Genomic DNA, 16,163 nt, shown 5'->3' with positions numbered 1-16,163 from the left:
AAAAGGGAGGGACGTATGGACGCCTATATTTCAATGATCACCCCGTTCGGATGCAATTTCATCATCCGCAATTGGGGCGCCTGCGCCGGCGGCATTATCGCCATCAGTCAGAATAACGCGTTGTTTTCACTGATCAGTGATTTCTATGGCGGCGATGCGCGCACGACTTTTGGACTGCCTGACTTGCGCGGGCGCGCACCCGTAAACTTCGGGACCGGTCCAGGCTTGAATCCTGTCAGTCTCGGGCAAAGGGCTGGTCTGGAATATACAAGCATCGGCACTCATAATCTGCCGCCACACAATCACGCATTCAACGCTACGGGCGCTACGAGTAGCGAGGTGACCTACTTGCCTGTTTCGGCAGATCCTGCGTTCAGCACCGACCCGAACGGCAACTATCTGGGCATGACCCCCTCAAGCACCCGGATTTACGCCACCACACTCTCCACACCCCCTGGTGAGATGGGTCCGATCCCCATCCCGTCCCAGTCTGTTTCAATGTCCGGCACCACGTTCAATACCGGGCTCGGAGACGATCTCTATGTGCGGTCCCCGTATCAGGGCGTGAACTTCCAGATTTGCATGTTTGGCCTCTACCCCTCGCGCAGCTAGCGCTCACCCGTTCCGTCAGCCTTTCTGACGGGGCTCAATAGCGCCTGACAGCAAGGCGAACTCCTGTGAATGGAGACTTCCATGAACACATTCATATCGATGATCTCGGCGTTCGGCTGCGGGTTCATCATCCGCAACTGGGGCTATTGCGGCGGCAACCTGCTCTCAATCGCGCAAAACTCCACACTCTTTTCGCTGATCGGCACACAGTTTGGCGGCAATGGCCAAGTCACTTTCGGGCTGCCTGATCTGAGAGGGCGCGAGCCCGTCAACCACGGCGCGGCGCCGCCCTTTAATCCAGTCCTCATGGGACAAAGGAGCGGGATTGAAAACACCCAACTGACTCAGCTGGATATGCCGCCTCACGCCCATAGCTTCCAAGCAACCGGGCAGACGACGGGCGGTTCAACGACGATGCCCGTCTCCAGCGACCCTGCCTTCGGCACGTCGCCTGACAACGCCTATCTGGGCGTTACTTCATCGAGCACCCGAATCTACGCAACCACCATGTCCGACCCAGCCGGAATGATGGCCCCCATTCCCGTCCCTCCCCAGCCATTTAATGTGAACAACATCACGGGGACGACTGGCGATGGAGATCCGCTCTATGTCCGCTCGCCCTATCAGGGCGTGAACTTCCAGATCTGCATGTACGGCCTCTATCCGTCGCGCAGCTAATCAAGAAAGACCTGATATGACCACGATCGAAAAGCTGACAGCAGACGTTTTCAAACCGCTTGTGGGTGAAACCTTTGACATGGAAGGCCGCAGCCTGACGCTGAAGACCGTCACCGAAGGCAAGGCGCCGACGCCGTCCCTGCCGGCGCCGTTCACGCTGGAATTCAGCGGACCGGAAGACTTCCACCCGATGAGCGCCTATGCGCTGAGCCATGATGCGATCGGATCGCACGATCTGCTGATCCATAGGGTCGGACCGAGCGACGAGCCGCTGTTCGAAATCATCTTCGGTTAAGTCGGTGCATTACGGGGATTGCGCCGGACCATGGCGCAATCCCAAAGCTCTGAGCTAAACAGGATTCCCATGTCTGCGCCCCAAACCTCACGACCGGATGTCAATCCGCTCGACATTCACTTGCGCCCCGCTCAGGCCCGGGACGAAGCCTTTTTACGCCAGGTGCATGATGCGGGTCGGGCCTGGGAGTTTGAAATGTTGCGCGGGCAGGTGGACGATCATTTGCTCGCAACCGTCTACAAACAGCAATACGGCGCGCAACATGACGCCTATTTCAACGCCTTCACGCTGGCCAAATACGCTGTGATCGAATGGTGCGGCGCCCCGGTCGGGCGCGTATACGCCGACTTTCGAGATCACGAGATCCGTCTGCTCGACATCAACGTCCTGCCCGCCTATCGCGGTCGCGGGATTGGTGAAATCGTCATTCGCGGGCTCTGCGGCGCCGCTTCCCAACAACGCGTTCCGCTGACCCTGCAAGTCAATCCGCTCAACCCGGCGCGTGCGCTTTACGTCAGGCTGGGCTTCATCTCTCAAGGGCTCGCAGGCGAGGGTTCGCCCGGCGCCGGGGCCTTTATCGAAATGGCCTGGCGCGACCCGCTGACGACGCCTGATCAGACTGAAATCAGCCCAGGCTGACGCTTTGCGTCGGGCTGCTCAATCGGGAAACAGGATCGCGCCGACCCGCTCGGCGATCACAGAATTGGATTCGCCAACCACATCCTTGGCTTCTTGCGCGATGATCCGATCGGTCAGTGCGGGCTCCATCACGGAACGAGCGACACCCAATGCGCGCGGCGCAGCCAGAATGATCAGCTCCCCAAAACGCTTCGCCTCGGCCTCAGCGTTCAAATGACGAATAAAGTCGCTGACAAACTCGGTCTCGGCGAGATCATGCGCGCTGGCATGCTCGACGCTGGACGCGCCAACCGCCACGCCCTTTGGCAGCCCGGCGCCGCCGCTGCGCCCGGCGCCGTCCGCGAGACGTCCCGGCGCGTCACTGACCTGATCGCGATCCGGCGGATTTTCGATCTCGAACTCCGCTCGCACAGCCAGATCTGGCGCCGTGCGGGGGCCGGTGTTTTCAAAGATCCTCGCCTTGCCGCCATCAAACGCAGCGACCCAGAGCGGCTCCTTGTGCAAAGACATCGGTCTGTCCTCCCTATCAGGATGGGAAAACCAGTGTATCGAAAACGCAGAGAACGCCCAGCGGGCGAAAAGTCGCGGCGCTGATCAGCTGGATGAGGCGACCGGCGCAAACGTTTGCAGGCAAGCGTCCGACAGGCGCCAGCCATCAGGGCCTTGCTGATACCGGCAAGCGATAGAATCGAGCCCCGGCCGACCACGCTCCAGCCCCTCAAGGTCAGGATTCTGCAAGGCCTGGAATCGCGCTTGCGGGAACACATAGCTGATCCGCTCGCCATTGCTTTCAGGCCCGTCGACAACGCAAAGCGGCGGCTGCATCAGCACCGTACGCACTGCGGCATCGCCCATGCGAACGCCGAAAATCTGCGCTTCCACGCGCGGGTCCAGAGCGCGCACCCGCTCCGCGCCAGGGCCTTGCGCCATCAATTGCGCCAGACGCGCTTCATCATGCGCGACCAGAGCGCCAAAAGCGGCGCGTTCGCCCATCTCCGCCGGACGACACACTGGCTCGGAGGTGGCGCAGGCGGTCAGGGCGAGGCCGGATGCGGCGCACAGGACAAGCGAACGGATGATCATGGGCGGCTCCGGGGCAGGCGGTGAAACTTCAGGCACTTTGCCCAATGCCGCTCCGCCCGCCAAGCCCTAAACCCCGAGCGCTCAGCCGCAGCCGCCGCTCATCGCGTCAATCCAGGCCGCGATCAGCGCCACACCCTCATCATGGCTGAGCGCGCGGCCAAGCTCTGGCATCATCACATCAGACTGCACGCTGGCCAGACGGTGGCTGAGAATGGACTCCTCTGACGCGCCCGGCACAATGTCATAGCGGCGATTGCCTGTACCGCGGCCCGCCGCGATCGGCAGCTTGCACACCCCCAGATGGGGCCCCACAGGCTCTGACGCCTCCAGATACAGGCCCGACGTGTCACCCGGGCCTGTGCGTGAATGGCAATGAGAGCAATTGATGTCGAGATAGGCGCGCGCCGCCTCATCAAGAGCGACGCCCGCCAGCGGCAGCTCGCCATGCCACGACGCATTGCGCGGCGCGTCTTGTGATGCTGGCGCACCCGCCAGCAAACCCAGCTCAGACCAATGGTCAATCTGGTTCGCCACACCGTCAAAATACTCAAAATCGGTGTTCATATGCCGCGCCCGGGGGCCGATCGGGCGCGCGCCGACGCCGTCAGTGGTATCGGTCTCATGGCAGCCTGCGCACTGGTTCACATTCGGCACCAGATAGCCCAGCGCTTGCTCGCCCGCTTCTGAAACCAGCGTCAAATCAACGAACGCCCCGGCTCGCGACAGGCGCGCCTCGGTCTGATCGTCATTCCACACATAAGGCAAGGTTTCCCAGCCGGTCTCGCGATGCACCAGCACCCGGGTTTCGATCAGCCGGACGGCGTCCAGATCGATCTGCCGTTCCGAATAGTGCGCCATGCCGGGCCCGGCCTTGAGCACACGCTCAAAACCCCCCGTCGCGCGCGGATAATAGAAGGTCTTGGTGATCACCGTACCCACGGGGAAATCAAAGGCGACCTCCGGATCATACCCGGCCGGCCCGGCGCTGGCGGGAATCCAGACCGTGCGCAATTTCTGGGCGTAGTCGGTGAACAGCCCTGTGGCGAGCGTATAAGGCGTCACCTGGTCGCCCAGCACCAGCACCCCGCCGCCGACAGCCAGCTGACCCCAGTCCGACAGCATTTCAGGGCGACCGTCGGCGATAAAACTCGGTTGAGGCGGCGCGGGCGGCGCCTCCTGTGCGCAAGCGGCCAGAAGGACGCTCACACACAGGCTCAGGACAAAACGTCTGATCACAGATCAAGCTCCACCGCGGGGCGCGGATCATGGCTGCAGTCAAACAGGGCGGCGTCCGCCATCTGCGGGCTGGAGAAATCGTTCGGCGCGTCCGCATTCAGCACCTCGGCGTCGGTCACGCACAGGCGCAGGTCGTCAGGAAGCGAACCGTCGACCATCTTGGCCTCATCCACATACCCATCCCAAAGCACGCCCGGCAGTCGACCGGTCGGGCCGAACAGCGCAACCCGCAAAGCCTGCAGGTCCAGGCCGTCAGGATTGCCGCCGCCGCCTTCATAAGAGTTGGAATGGATGTGGATGGTCTCAGGGTAGGGATCAAAGCCTTCGGTGACGCCGAGATCTTCATAGCCGGAGGTATAAAGCGAAGAGATGATCACATGGGCGGTGCGGTTATCGCGCAGCCGGTTGTTGAAAATCTCCACATCATCATTGGAGTTGATCAAGATGCCCGAGCCGGCGGGAACGCTGGCCACCGGTGTGCCGGCATGGCCGAAATTGCCGGTGTTGTTCTCAAACACGTCATTGTCGAACACCCGCGTGCCAGCGCCGGGACGCGGCAGATTGGGCATGTTGAAAATCAGGATGCCGCCGGTGTTGTTCGTCGCCACATTGCCGTAGACGTCAGCATTGTTGCAGTTCTCGATCTCGATGCCGGCCACATTGTATTCGGCGCGCGAATTGCGAACGATGACGTTTTCAGACTGGCCCACATAGATGCCGGCGTCCGACGCCCCGATCGCCACCGCGCCCTCGATCAACACATTGCTCGACTGGACCGGGTAGAGGCCGTAAGCGCCATTGTCCGTTGACGGACCATTGGTCCATTCCACGCGAACATTGCGGATCACCACGTCTGTGGAGTCCGAGATTTTCACGGAATCCCCAACCGTGTCCTCAAAGGCGAGGTTTTCCAGAGTGAACCCGTCCACCCCGGACACCAGAAGCCCTTCTGCGCCCTGGCGCTGTTCGGCGAAGGAGAGCACGGTCTCCTCCATGCCCGCGCCGCGCAAGGTGACATTGTCCACGGTCAGCGACAGGCCGCGCTCGATGATGAACTCGCCCGCCGGAATGTCGATGACGTCGCCGGGCTGGGCGTCCAGAAGCGCGTTCATCAACGCGGTCTGGTACTCCCGGTCAAAACCCGAGACATCCCGGCTGTCTTCAGGACCGCCGCACGCCGCCAGGGTGAGAATGCTCGTCGCGATCAGGATTGATTTGAACTGTTTCATGATTTCGTCCTCTTAGGGGTCTAGTAGCGAATCCGAAGATCCACGCCCCACATGCGCGGCGGAGTGATCTGGGCGTGCGTCGTACCGAACGTGTCCGCGGTCAGACTGCCCACGCCGTCGAGATATTGCTCATCAAAGACATTGTTGACGTAGGCGCCAAGCTGGAACCGGTCCGCGCTGTCGCGCCAATAGGCTCGCAGATCGAGCCGCTGCTGGGCTTCGCCATTCTGAATGCCGGCGATCACCGCACAGCCAAGCTGCTGGCGCGCTTCCTCATTGCAGCGGTTTTCGCTGGTGTAAGCGTAAGCGCCGAGCACTTCGAACTCGGAGCCGTTTGACAGCGACCAGGTCTGGCTGGCGCCCGTGGAGATCGACCATTCCGGCGTGCCGGTGGGCTGACCGGACAGATCCAGTCCCGACCGGGTGATCCGCTCGTCAAAGGTGACGTCGATATATTGCAGGTTGAGGTAAGCCTCGAACCCGGCGAGCGGCGCCCAGTCGACCTGGAAGTCCACGCCCGTCCCGCTCTCGTCACTGGTCTCCACCACATATTGCGGCACGCCCGATCCGCCCACATTGGCCACCAGGCGCACGGCCTGTTTGTCCTTGTACAGATAGTGGAAGATCGAGGCGGCGATGCGCATGGAGCGATCCGGAGCGGTCCATTTCAGACCGGCTTCGAAATTGTCCACGTCTTCATTTTCAAAGCGCGATCCGACCTCGACGCTGTTATAGCCGCCGGCCTTGTAGCCTTGGGTGTAGGACGCAAAGAGCAACAGATTGTCCATGGCGTTGAAGTTCGCCACCAGACGCGGGCTGATATCATCCCAGCTGTCTGAGCGTTCGCACAGAACGCCCTCGGCCACGGTTACGCCGTTATCACAGGCGAGCCCGGCGGCCCCGGCCAGATCAAACACGATATCGAACCCGAAATCGGACGGGCTGACGCCGGCCAGACCCAGCACGCCCAAGGCGTCCAGCTCAGCCAGCGCCTGATCCAGATCCGGCGCGACACGCGGGCCGTTGAGCCAGGAGAAAGTCTTCTCGTCACGCGTATAGCGCGCGCCGCCGATCAGGGAGAAGCGGTCGGTCAAACGCAATTCCACGTCGGCGAAGGCGGCGAAGGCCGAGAAATCACCGCGATTGTACATGGACTCGGTCCATTCGTGCCCCAGCAGGCGCTGCGGCAGGTCGAACGGGATCAACAAGCCGTTCTCAAGATCGCTGAAGGGCGTACCCGCCCCCAGATTGAACAGGGCGGTTTCGATCGAATTGGTGAACGCGCCGGTTTCGCTGACCTGGGTGGCGTTTTCATCGTAATAGCTGACGCCGGCGACCCAGTCGAAACGGTCATTGGCGCCGGACAGGCGGAATTCCTGATACCAGCTCTGGTTCTGCTCGATATTGTTGGTGTCGAAATAGAGCTCGATCCGGTTGGTGCCGTCCTCATCCTGACGGTTGGAGGTCTCGAAATACCGGAAGGCGGAGATGGATTGCAGGGTGAAGGCCCCGAAATCATGGGTGACATGGATCGAGGCTTCATCCAGATCACGCTGTTCCAAATTCGGTGAGACGTCATTGTAGATCGGCGTCTCGAACGGGTTGAGCAGAACTGAGACATCCACGGGCACAGCCGGACGACCAGGCGCTGCAGGCAGCGGCGTGATGCCGATGGCGGGACGAGCATCCTCATCCAGCTTTTCACGGGTGTAGCGGAAAATCACATCGGTCATCTCGGTCGGGGTCCATCCGACCGCCGCCCGCACCGCCCAATTGTCCTGGCGGTCATAATCTTCGCCGGTGGCGGCATCGGTCAGAATCCCGTCGCGCTTGTTGACCACCATGTTCAGGCGCAGGGCGAAATCCTCGGCGAAGGGAATGTTCAGCAGACCCTCGAAACGCCGCAGATTATTTTCGCCCATCCGCAAGGCCAGCTCGGCCTCCACCTCATCAGAAGGCGCATTGGACGTGATCGAAATTGCGCCCGCGGCCGAGTTGCGGCCAAACAAGGTCCCTTGCGGTCCCTTGATCACCTCGACCCGGCTGACATCATTGAAGGCGAGCAAGGACGCGCCCGAGCGCGCCGCATAAATCCCGTCCACATACACGCCCACCGCCGGGTCCGTGCCGACGCCGAAATCGGATGTGGAAACGCCGCGAATGGCGAAACGCGGCTGGGTCGGACTGCCGCCGCTGACATTCAGGCCCGGTACGAACTGGTCAAGATCGCTGAGATTGGTCGCGGCGATGGCGTCGATGTTTTCCGCCGTGACCACTTCGATCGCCAGCGGCACGTCTTGAATATCCTGGGTGCGTCGCTGAGCCGTAACGGTGATCGTGTCCACGCCTGTATTGGACACGCCTTCCTGGGCCACAGCCGACGTCATGGGCGCCGCCAGAACGAGCACACTGGCGGATACGCCGATAAAGAGCGCATATTTCATAGTTTTTCTCCCCCTAGAGACCGGCGGGGTTTTTCCCTCTGTCCGGTATCAGAAACAGAATACTATTCTCATTTTGCAAAACTGATCAAGCCACACTAGTTACTGGCGTCAAACAGCAAGGATCATCTCGTGCCCGGAACACCCGCCAATGACATAGCGCCGCGACAAACCCGGTTGCGCGACAAGCCTCAGCAACGCCGTGCGCGGCAACGGCTCGACGCCCTGTTGACCGCCGCAGAGGCGCTGGTGGAAGAGATGGAGGCGGAAGCGATCACCACAAACCTGATCGCGGATCGCGCCGGCGTGCCCGTCAGCTCGGTGTATCGCTATTTCAAGAACGTCTCGGCGGTCTTCGCGTATCTGTTTGAAGACCTGAACGAGGAAATCATCGCCGTCATCGAGGACGCCCTCGCCCAGTCACAACCGGGATGGGATGACTGGCGCGAGGTGACCGGATCGATCATCACACGGCTGCATGGCTTCCTGATGGATAATCCCAGTTACTGGAAACTCTTGCTGGTGATGCAATCCAGCCAGGAATTGCGCGACGCCAAGGCCGCCATGATCGACCAGGTGGCCGGCATGTTGAGCGCCCGCTGGGCGCGCGGGCTGGACGGATTTGCGGGGGGCGACCCGTCGCTCGTCGGCCGGTTCACCGTCGAGATTTTCATGTCCATCGAGACGCGCTGCGCCCAGCTGCAAGACCCGGCGGACGTCGAGGAAATGTTCGTCGAACTGGTGAAGGCGCTGGAAGCGTATCTGTCGCTCTACCTCAACAAGGTTCCGCCGGGCCCCGATGGACGCCCGGCGGACTAGCCTCGCCTAGCCGGACGCCAGCACCAACAGCACGTAGAAGACAAACGGCAGGGCCAGAAGCGCAGGAATCACCAGCACGGTGAAGCCGAACAGCGCCACCAGAACCCCCAGCAGCAGCGCCAGGTTCAGGAGCAAGAGGGGCACGCCGCGATGCGGATCGCGCCCCGCCTCGCGCAGCAAGCCGCCCAGCAAAGGCACATAGAGCAACAGACGGCCCAGCCCCATCACCGCGCTATCGAGCCATTCACCGGGGCGCACATGCAGCACCGCCGAGCGGGTGGGACGCCGCGCCGCGACCATCACGCCCGCCATCATAAGACCGCCCAGACCCACGGCCAGCGCCGTGATCCAGCCCTCGCCTGACTGCTTGAGGAAAGCCACCGCCAGCACGGACACGACCAGCGTCAGCGGCGCCATGGCCCGCTGCACCCAGCGCGCAGGGCCCCAGACCGGCAGGACTTCACCGGCCTGACCGCTCATGGAATTGGCCACAAAGCCCAGCCCGGCGATGTAATGAAACAGCACCAGCGGCAGAGAGACCGCCACCAGAGAGGCGGTCAGCGGGGCATCGGTGATGCCGGGTTTGTCGCCGGGAAAGGCCATGAAAAGACCGGCCCAGAGCACGAAGGGCAACAGCATGAAGCCGCCGACCCAATAGGGGAGATATCGCATGAGGTCGTCCGTTCTTATGGTTTTGATGCGCTGTATCTAGACGCAGAACGACCGCGCCGGGATGCGACCCTGGCGCGCTTAATAATTATAGGAATATGAGAAGTAGGGTTATGGGGGCATGAACTGCGTCCATGCCCCTGGCTCTCTTACAAGAACATGCCGCCGGAGGCCTCGATCCGCGTCCCGGTGATCCAGCGCGCCTCATCCGAACACAGAAAAGCGACCACCCCGCCGACATCCTCAGGCACGCCCACCCGACCCAGCGCGGTCTGGGCGGCCAGCGCCTGGTTCAGATCCGGAGTGTCGCGCACCGCACCGCTGTTGAAGTCAGTCTCGATAGCGCCCGGCGCCAACACATTCACCCGAATGCCGCGGGCTCCGAGGCTTTTGGCCATGTATTTGGTCAGGGTTTCCACCCCGCCTTTCATCGTGGCGTAGGCGTCATAACCGGGATAGCTGAAGCGAGTGAGCCCGCTTGAAATATTGACCACGCCGCCGCCATTATTGAGCAACTCCAGCGCCCCCTGGGTGAGGAAGAACGCCGATTTGAGATGCACGTTCATCATCAGGTCGAAGTCCTCGACCGTTGTTTCCTGGAACGGCGTGTTGAGACCCACGCCGGCATTGTTGACGAGATAGTCAAAACGCTCGGCGTCAAACACTGAACGGAGCGCGGCGCGCACGGTTTCAAAAAAGGCCGGGAAAGCCTGTGCGTCCGCCACATCAAGCGGCAACGCATGGGCGCGACGTCCCAGAGCCGTGATCTCGGACACAACAGTCTCCGCCGCCCCGGCGTTGCTGACATAAGTCAGAAGAACGTCATGGCCAGACTGCGCCAGTTTCAGCGCCATATCCCGGCCCAATCCGCGGCTGCCGCCGGTTACAAGTGCGATGCTCATTGTCTTGCTCCTGAAAAGCTTGCGATGACCGGGTTGTAAATCGGTCGACTTTTCAGAAACAGACAGGCAAATTTGTCTTCACTTGTCGAAAATAGCGAACAATTAAATGGACCGTATTCGTCAGTACCAGATTTTCATCCAGATCCTTGAGAGCGGGAATTTCACACGCGCCGCCGAAGCGCTCGGCCTGCCTCGATCAACCGTCTCCACGACCTTGCGCCTGTTGGAAGACAGGCTGGGCGAGCAATTGCTGCACAGGACCACAAGGCAGGTCAGCGCCACGCCGCAAGGTGAGCAATTCCTGCAGATCGCCCGCGAACTTGTGGAGTCTGTAGATATTGCCGAGAGCCTGTTTGACGCCAGCGGCGGCCCGGTCAGCGGACGCTTGCGCGTCAACATGACCAGTCAGCTCGCCACTCAGATCGTCTTGCCACACCTGGCCGCGTTTCAGACCCGACACCCCGCCCTGGAACTGGAGCTGAGCGCCAGCGACCGATTGATTGATCCGGTCTATGAAGGGGTGGATCTGGTGGTGCGGGCCGCGGAGCTGACGGATTCAGAGCTGATCTGCCGCAAGATCGGCGATATCGCCATGGCCAGTTGCGCGTCGCGCGCCTATCTCGATCAGCATGGCGTCCCGGAAACGCCGGAGGATCTGAGCCGTCACTTCATCGTCGGCTACGGACCATGGGGCGGCGCGGACACCCATCTCTGGGAGGGGTTAGGGCCGAACGGGCGCGTGGCGTTGACGATGAAGAGTCTCGTCACGGTCGACAACACCGAGGCCTATTCCGCCGCAGCGCTTTATGGTCGGGGCATCGTGCAGATTCCGCGCTACCATCTGGCCCTGAAGGCGCAGTCCGGCAGCCCGCTCGTCGAAGTGCTCGCCGATTATCCGCCGCCGAACCTGCCGCTTTCCTTCGTCTATCCACGCCGACGCACGGTTTCGCCGCGCCTCACGGTCTTTATGGACTGGTTGAGCGCGCTGGTGAGGTCAGAAGGCTTCATCACCCCCTGACCTCACGACAGATCAGACCTGACCGGTCGAGATCTTGTGACCTTCGATCAGGTCATCGACCACGCCGGGATCGGCCAGAGTGGAGGTGTCTCCGAGTTTGTCATATTCGCCCTCGGCGATCTTGCGCAAAATCCGGCGCATGATCTTGCCCGACCGGGTCTTGGGCAGGCCGGGCGAGAACTGGATCACATCCGGCGTGGCGACCGGCCCGATCTCCTGACGCACATGGGCTTTGAGCGTTTTCTCGGTCTCGCCCGTCGGCTCCAGCCCCGCCACCAGCGTGACATAGCAATAAATGCCCTGGCCTTTGACGTCGTGGGGATAGCCGACCACCGCCGCTTCGGCGACCAGATCATGAGCCACCAGCGCGCTTTCGATCTCGGCGGTGCCCAGGCGGTGGCCGGACACGTTCAGAACGTCATCCACCCGTCCGGTGATCCACCAGTATCCATCCGCGTCACGGCGCGCGCCGTCGCCGGTGAAATACATGTTTTCATAGGTGGAGAAATAGGTCTCGACGAACCGTTGATGATCGCCATAGACCGTGCGCATCTGTCCCGGCCAGCTGCCCAGCAACACCAGATTGCCTTCCTGCGCGCCTTCATCGGGCAGAAGATTGCCCTCAGTGTCCACCAGAGCCGGCTGCACGCCGAACATCGGGAAGCTCGCAGAGCCCGGCTTGAGGGCATGCGCGCCCGGCAGCGGCGTGATCAGATGCCCGCCGGTCTCGGTCTGCCACCAGGTGTCGACGATCGGGCAGCGCTTGTCGCCCACCACCTCATAATACCAGCGCCACGCCTCGGGGTTGATCGGCTCGCCGACCGAACCCAGAAGCCGCAAGGACGAACGGTCATGCTTGCTGACCGGCTCATCCCCCTCGCGCATCAGGGCGCGAATGGCGGTGGGCGCGGTATAGATGGTGGTGACCTTGTGCTTGGCGACGATGCGCCAGCACCGGTCCGGCCCCGGCCAGGTGGGCACGCCTTCATACATCAAGGAGGTCGCGCCGTTCGCCAGCGGGCCATAGACGATATAGGTGTGCCCGGTCACCCAGCCCACATCGGCGGTGCACCAGAACACGTCGTCCTCGCGATGATCAAACGTGTATTCATGGGTCATCGACGCCCAGACGAGATACCCGCCCGTGGTGTGCAGCACGCCCTTGGGTTTGCCGGTGGAGCCTGAGGTGTAGAGGATGAAAAGCGGGTCTTCCGCCTTCATCGGCTCGGGCTCGCATTTGGCGTCCACTTCCAGCGCCAGATCATGGTGCCAGAAATCGCGACCTTCGACCCACGGCACCTGGGCGCCGGTATGGCGGATGCAAAGCACCGCCTTGACGCCCGGCGCCTGCTCGAGCGCCTTGTCCACATTGGCTTTCAGCGGCACGCCCTTGTTGCCGCGCACGCCCTGATCGGCGGTGACGACGAACTCGGACTGGCAGTCATTGATCCGGCCCGCCAGCGCATCGGGACTGAACCCGCCAAACACCACCGAATGCACCGCGCCGATGCGCGTACAGGCCAGCATGGCGTAGGCGGCCTCGGGGATCATCGGCATGTACAGCGTGACCCGGTCGCCTTTCTTGACGCCGATCTTTTTGAGCTCGTTGGCGAAGCGGCACACATGATTGTGCAGTTGGGCGTAGGTGATGGAATGGTGAAAGGCCGGATTATCGCCTTCCCAGATCAGCGCAACCTTGTTGGCGCGCTTGGGCAGGTGCCGGTCAATGCAGTTATAGCTGACATTGAGGACCCCGTCCTCGAACCAGCTGATATGCAGGCTGTCCTTGGCGAAGGACACGTCCGAGATTTTCGTAGGCTCGGTGTACCAGTCCAGACGCTTGGCCTCATCGGCCCAGAACGCGTCAGGGTCGTTGATCGAGCGCGCATACATCTCTGTGTAGCGCTCAGCATTGATCTTGGCGTCCGCAAAGCTTTGCGGCACTCCGATGATGGTCTCGGACATGGTCTGCTCCTCCCTCGGGATTAGTCTTTTCCCTAGATGTGCGCCACGCGCCGCGTCCTCGCAAGACAGACGAACGTGTTACGCGCGCTTGTGAACGGGCGGCGTCTGGTATCCAGTCCTGTGACGCATCGTCTTGTCCGGAGTCTGTTTCATGCTGTTGCACACCGCCGCCTGGCCTGAAATCGAAGCCTATCTGAAAACCAGCACCGGCATCATCATTCCCATCGGCTCAACCGAACAGCATGGCCCGAACGGGCTGATCGGCACGGATGCGATTTGCCCGGAAGTGATTGCGCGCGAAGCCGGCGACGAGGCTGGCGTCCTTGTGGGACCCACCTTCAATGTGGGCGTCGCCCAGCATCATCTGGGCTTTCCGGGCTCGATGACCTTGCGGCCGACCACCATGATCGCGGCGCTCAATGACTGGATCGACTCCCTCGCCCGGCACGGATTTGAGAAGATCTATTTCCTCAATGGTCATGGCGGCAATATCGCCACCATCGGCGCGGCGTTTGCGGAAAGCTATTCCAACTGGTCGTTTGACGGCGAAGCCTGCCCCTATGAGCTGATGCAGCGCAATTGGTGGGATCTGCCCGGCGTCATGGATGTCTGCCGGTCGCTGTTTCCGGTGGGAGAAGGCAGTCACGCCACCGCCTCTGAAGTCTCGGTGACCTATTACGCCTATCCCGAACACGTCAAAGACGTGGCGATGGATCCCAAGATCGCCCCCAATGGGCGCTTCACCGATGCGGATAATTACCGCAAGACCTTCCCCGATGGCCGGATCGGGTCCGACCCCGCCCAGGCGACGCCGGAAAAGGGCGCGACCATCGTTCAGGCAGCGCGCAAGGCGGTGATCCAGGATGTGACGGCGTTCTTCAGCCGCTAACCGCGCCTGGCGTGTTCAGGCCGCCACCACCTGACCATCCACAACTGTCACCGCAACCGGTTTCAGGACGGATTTGCCAGCCGGCCCGCCGACGCAGGCGCCTGTGGCCACGTCAAAGCTCGCGCCATGAAACGGGCAGACGAGATACCGGCCTTCGCTGACCAAGGTCTTGCCCGAGGGCAGAGAGAACGGCCGGCCCGCATGCGGGCAGACATTGAGATACGCCGTCACCGTCTCGCCCGTTCGCAGGATGACGATAGGCGTCGGCGCGAAATCCGCCGGCAAGCCGCCCGGATCGGGAATATCGCTGAGTGTTTTGAGCACCGTGCCCGGCGCGGGCAGAACGGTTTCGGTCTCGTCGGACATCTAGAGCCCCTCCGGCGCCTTCACGGTCCATTTGAACGGAATCCAGAACACGTCTGAAAACAGATCCGCCTTGGCGTAAGGGTCGGTCGCCAGAATATCGCGCAACGCCGCTTCATCCTCAGCCTCAACAACGAGAAGCGAGCCGACGGGATCCCCCTCAGCGCTCAGCAAAGGCCCCGCCATCTTGACGGGCGAGTCCTCTCCTGACGCCCAGAGCAAGTGCTCGGAGCGGTGCTTCAGGCGCATATCCAGCGCGCCCAGACGGTCGGTGCAAGTTACGGCAAACAGCATAAGTCTTTCCCTGATCAGTCAGTTTCAGGCCCGAACGGGCGATTGAGCAACGCCTGTATCGCGTCATCGACGCTGATGCGCCCCGCCAGCACGGCGTCCACGGCGGCGCAAATGGGCATGTCGACGCCTTGGGTCTTCGCCATCGCCACCACGGCCGGCGCCGTCGCGACGCCTTCAGTAACCGCCTTTCGGGCGCCCAGAACGCTTTCCAGCGTCTGGCCCTGCCCGAGCGCCAGTCCACACGACATGTTGCGCGATTGCGGCGAGGAACAGGTCAGAACCAGATCCCCAAGGCCGCACAGCCCGGTCAGGGTTTCGCGTTTGGCGCCCAAAGCCAGCCCAAGGCGGGTCATTTCTGCAAAGCCGCGCGCGATCAGCGCCGCATGGGCGGACTTGCCAAGGCCCCGGCCTTCCACGATGCCGGCGGCGATGGCGAGCACGTTCTTGACTGACCCGCCGACTTCCGCGCCCACAAGGTCACCCGACCAATAGGGGCGGAAGGTTTGCGAGCCCACAGCCTCCATCAGCGCTTCACCGGTGTCGCGATCCTCGCACGCCAAAGTCACCGCCGTCGGCAGGCCTTTCGCCACATCAATCGCGAAGCTGGGACCAGACAGAACCGCCGGAATTGCGTGCGGGACGGTCTCACGCAAGACGTCCGTCATCAAAGCCAGGCTCTCGCGCTCGAACCCCTTGGCGCACAGCAAAACCGGCGCGCCTTGAGCAATGTGCGGGGCGAACCGCTTCAGGATGCCGCGGGCGTGCTGGGCGGGCGCCACCATCAAAAAGGCGTCGCAGTCCGAAAGGTCTGACGGATCGGAACTGGCGGTGATGGCGGGATTGAGCGGCGCGCCGGGCAGGAAGACCGTGTTTTCATGAGCGGTGTTGATCGCCTCGACCACCTCCGGCTCATACGCCCAGATTTTCACAGAGCGGCCCGCCTGAGCCGCGGACTGGGCGAGCGCGGTGCCCCAGGCGCCCGCGCCGATCACGCCGATGGTTTGATAACTCGCCATGTCCGTCCCCTTCAT

Annotated in this window: 18 protein-coding genes; 7 read left to right on the top strand and 11 right to left on the bottom strand. The window is 62.0% G+C overall.

Features of this window, described 5'->3' with window-relative positions:
• Nucleotides 1–15: 15 nt before the first annotated feature.
• The 4 genes from ACTIGF_RS07120 (at nucleotide 16) to ACTIGF_RS07105 (ending at nucleotide 2,224) form a co-directional block, all read left to right on the top strand.
• Nucleotides 16–612 carry a phage tail protein gene (locus ACTIGF_RS07120; RefSeq protein ID WP_439636197.1) on the top strand — a complete coding sequence of 199 codons (597 nt, stop codon included), beginning with the start codon at nucleotides 16–18 and terminating at the stop codon, nucleotides 610–612.
• Nucleotides 613–693: 81 nt separating this feature from the next.
• Nucleotides 694–1,290, top strand: a complete 597-nt coding sequence (locus tag ACTIGF_RS07115; protein WP_439636196.1) for a phage tail protein — start codon at nucleotides 694–696, stop codon at nucleotides 1,288–1,290.
• 16 nt (nucleotides 1,291–1,306) lie between these two features.
• Nucleotides 1,307–1,585: a DUF6916 family protein gene (locus tag ACTIGF_RS07110; protein ID WP_439636195.1), complete on the top strand. Its 279-nt coding sequence runs from the start codon at nucleotides 1,307–1,309 to the stop codon at nucleotides 1,583–1,585.
• Nucleotides 1,586–1,654: 69 nt separating this feature from the next.
• Nucleotides 1,655–2,224: a GNAT family N-acetyltransferase gene (locus ACTIGF_RS07105; protein WP_439636194.1), complete on the top strand. Its 570-nt coding sequence runs from the start codon at nucleotides 1,655–1,657 to the stop codon at nucleotides 2,222–2,224.
• Nucleotides 2,225–2,242: 18 nt separating this feature from the next.
• Here the strand turns inward: ACTIGF_RS07105 and ACTIGF_RS07100 are convergent, their stop codons facing one another.
• The 5 genes from ACTIGF_RS07100 to ACTIGF_RS07080 all read right to left on the bottom strand — a co-directional run bounded on the left by ACTIGF_RS07100 (nucleotide 2,243) and on the right by ACTIGF_RS07080 (nucleotide 8,216).
• Entirely contained in the window at nucleotides 2,243–2,734 is a 492-nt protein-coding gene (locus ACTIGF_RS07100) for a baeRF12 domain-containing protein (RefSeq protein WP_439636193.1), read from the bottom strand.
• A gap of 84 nt (nucleotides 2,735–2,818) precedes the next feature.
• Complete coding sequence (locus ACTIGF_RS07095) at nucleotides 2,819–3,307, bottom strand: hypothetical protein (RefSeq protein WP_439636192.1); 489 nt, start codon at nucleotides 3,305–3,307, stop codon at nucleotides 2,819–2,821.
• Between the two features lie 81 nt (nucleotides 3,308–3,388).
• A complete protein-coding gene (locus ACTIGF_RS07090; protein WP_439636191.1) occupies nucleotides 3,389–4,543 on the bottom strand; it encodes an SO2930 family diheme c-type cytochrome in 1,155 nt (384 codons plus the stop codon).
• Nucleotides 4,540–5,772, bottom strand: a complete 1,233-nt coding sequence (locus ACTIGF_RS07085) for a parallel beta-helix domain-containing protein (protein WP_439636190.1) — start codon at nucleotides 5,770–5,772, stop codon at nucleotides 4,540–4,542. Before ACTIGF_RS07085 ends, ACTIGF_RS07090 begins: the two co-directional genes overlap by 4 nt.
• A gap of 20 nt (nucleotides 5,773–5,792) precedes the next feature.
• The gene (locus ACTIGF_RS07080; RefSeq protein WP_439636189.1) at nucleotides 5,793–8,216 is read right to left on the bottom strand and encodes a TonB-dependent receptor; all 2,424 of its coding nucleotides are present in this window, start codon (nucleotides 8,214–8,216) and stop codon (nucleotides 5,793–5,795) included.
• A gap of 129 nt (nucleotides 8,217–8,345) precedes the next feature.
• Here ACTIGF_RS07080 and ACTIGF_RS07075 point away from each other — a divergent pair, with 129 nt between their 5' ends.
• Complete coding sequence (locus ACTIGF_RS07075; protein WP_439636188.1) at nucleotides 8,346–9,032, top strand: TetR/AcrR family transcriptional regulator; 687 nt, start codon at nucleotides 8,346–8,348, stop codon at nucleotides 9,030–9,032.
• Between the two features lie 6 nt (nucleotides 9,033–9,038).
• Here the strand turns inward: ACTIGF_RS07075 and ACTIGF_RS07070 are convergent, their stop codons facing one another.
• Entirely contained in the window at nucleotides 9,039–9,704 is a 666-nt protein-coding gene (locus ACTIGF_RS07070) for a hypothetical protein (RefSeq protein WP_439636187.1), read from the bottom strand.
• Nucleotides 9,705–9,850: 146 nt separating this feature from the next.
• Nucleotides 9,851–10,603, bottom strand: a complete 753-nt coding sequence (locus ACTIGF_RS07065) for an SDR family NAD(P)-dependent oxidoreductase (RefSeq protein WP_439636186.1) — start codon at nucleotides 10,601–10,603, stop codon at nucleotides 9,851–9,853.
• Nucleotides 10,604–10,709: 106 nt separating this feature from the next.
• On the opposite strand from ACTIGF_RS07065, the gene ACTIGF_RS07060 reads away from it, so the two are divergent.
• Nucleotides 10,710–11,621: a LysR family transcriptional regulator gene (locus ACTIGF_RS07060; RefSeq protein ID WP_439636185.1), complete on the top strand. Its 912-nt coding sequence runs from the start codon at nucleotides 10,710–10,712 to the stop codon at nucleotides 11,619–11,621.
• A 12-nt stretch (nucleotides 11,622–11,633) separates the two neighbouring features.
• On the opposite strand, the gene acs is transcribed toward ACTIGF_RS07060, so the two are convergent.
• Complete coding sequence (acs, locus tag ACTIGF_RS07055; protein ID WP_439636184.1) at nucleotides 11,634–13,586, bottom strand: acetate--CoA ligase; 1,953 nt, start codon at nucleotides 13,584–13,586, stop codon at nucleotides 11,634–11,636.
• Between the two features lie 151 nt (nucleotides 13,587–13,737).
• Between acs and ACTIGF_RS07050 the strand changes: the two genes are divergently transcribed.
• Nucleotides 13,738–14,475, top strand: a complete 738-nt coding sequence (locus tag ACTIGF_RS07050; protein WP_439636183.1) for a creatininase family protein — start codon at nucleotides 13,738–13,740, stop codon at nucleotides 14,473–14,475.
• 15 nt (nucleotides 14,476–14,490) lie between these two features.
• Here ACTIGF_RS07050 and ACTIGF_RS07045 read toward each other — a convergent pair whose 3' ends face one another.
• From ACTIGF_RS07045 to ACTIGF_RS07035, 3 genes are read right to left on the bottom strand one after another with little or no spacing between them, the layout of a single operon-like run.
• Complete coding sequence (locus tag ACTIGF_RS07045) at nucleotides 14,491–14,841, bottom strand: Rieske (2Fe-2S) protein (protein ID WP_439636182.1); 351 nt, start codon at nucleotides 14,839–14,841, stop codon at nucleotides 14,491–14,493.
• Nucleotides 14,842–15,132 carry a YciI family protein gene (locus tag ACTIGF_RS07040; RefSeq protein WP_439636181.1) on the bottom strand — a complete coding sequence of 97 codons (291 nt, stop codon included), beginning with the start codon at nucleotides 15,130–15,132 and terminating at the stop codon, nucleotides 14,842–14,844.
• 14 nt (nucleotides 15,133–15,146) lie between these two features.
• Entirely contained in the window at nucleotides 15,147–16,148 is a 1,002-nt protein-coding gene (locus ACTIGF_RS07035; RefSeq protein ID WP_439636180.1) for an NAD(P)H-dependent glycerol-3-phosphate dehydrogenase, read from the bottom strand.
• Nucleotides 16,149–16,163 lie beyond the last annotated feature (15 nt).

This window comes from Oceanicaulis sp. (genome assembly GCF_051859625.1).
Classification (GTDB): Bacteria; Pseudomonadota; Alphaproteobacteria; order Caulobacterales; family Maricaulaceae; genus Oceanicaulis.
This window is presented reverse-complemented; position numbering and strand designations above follow the sequence as displayed.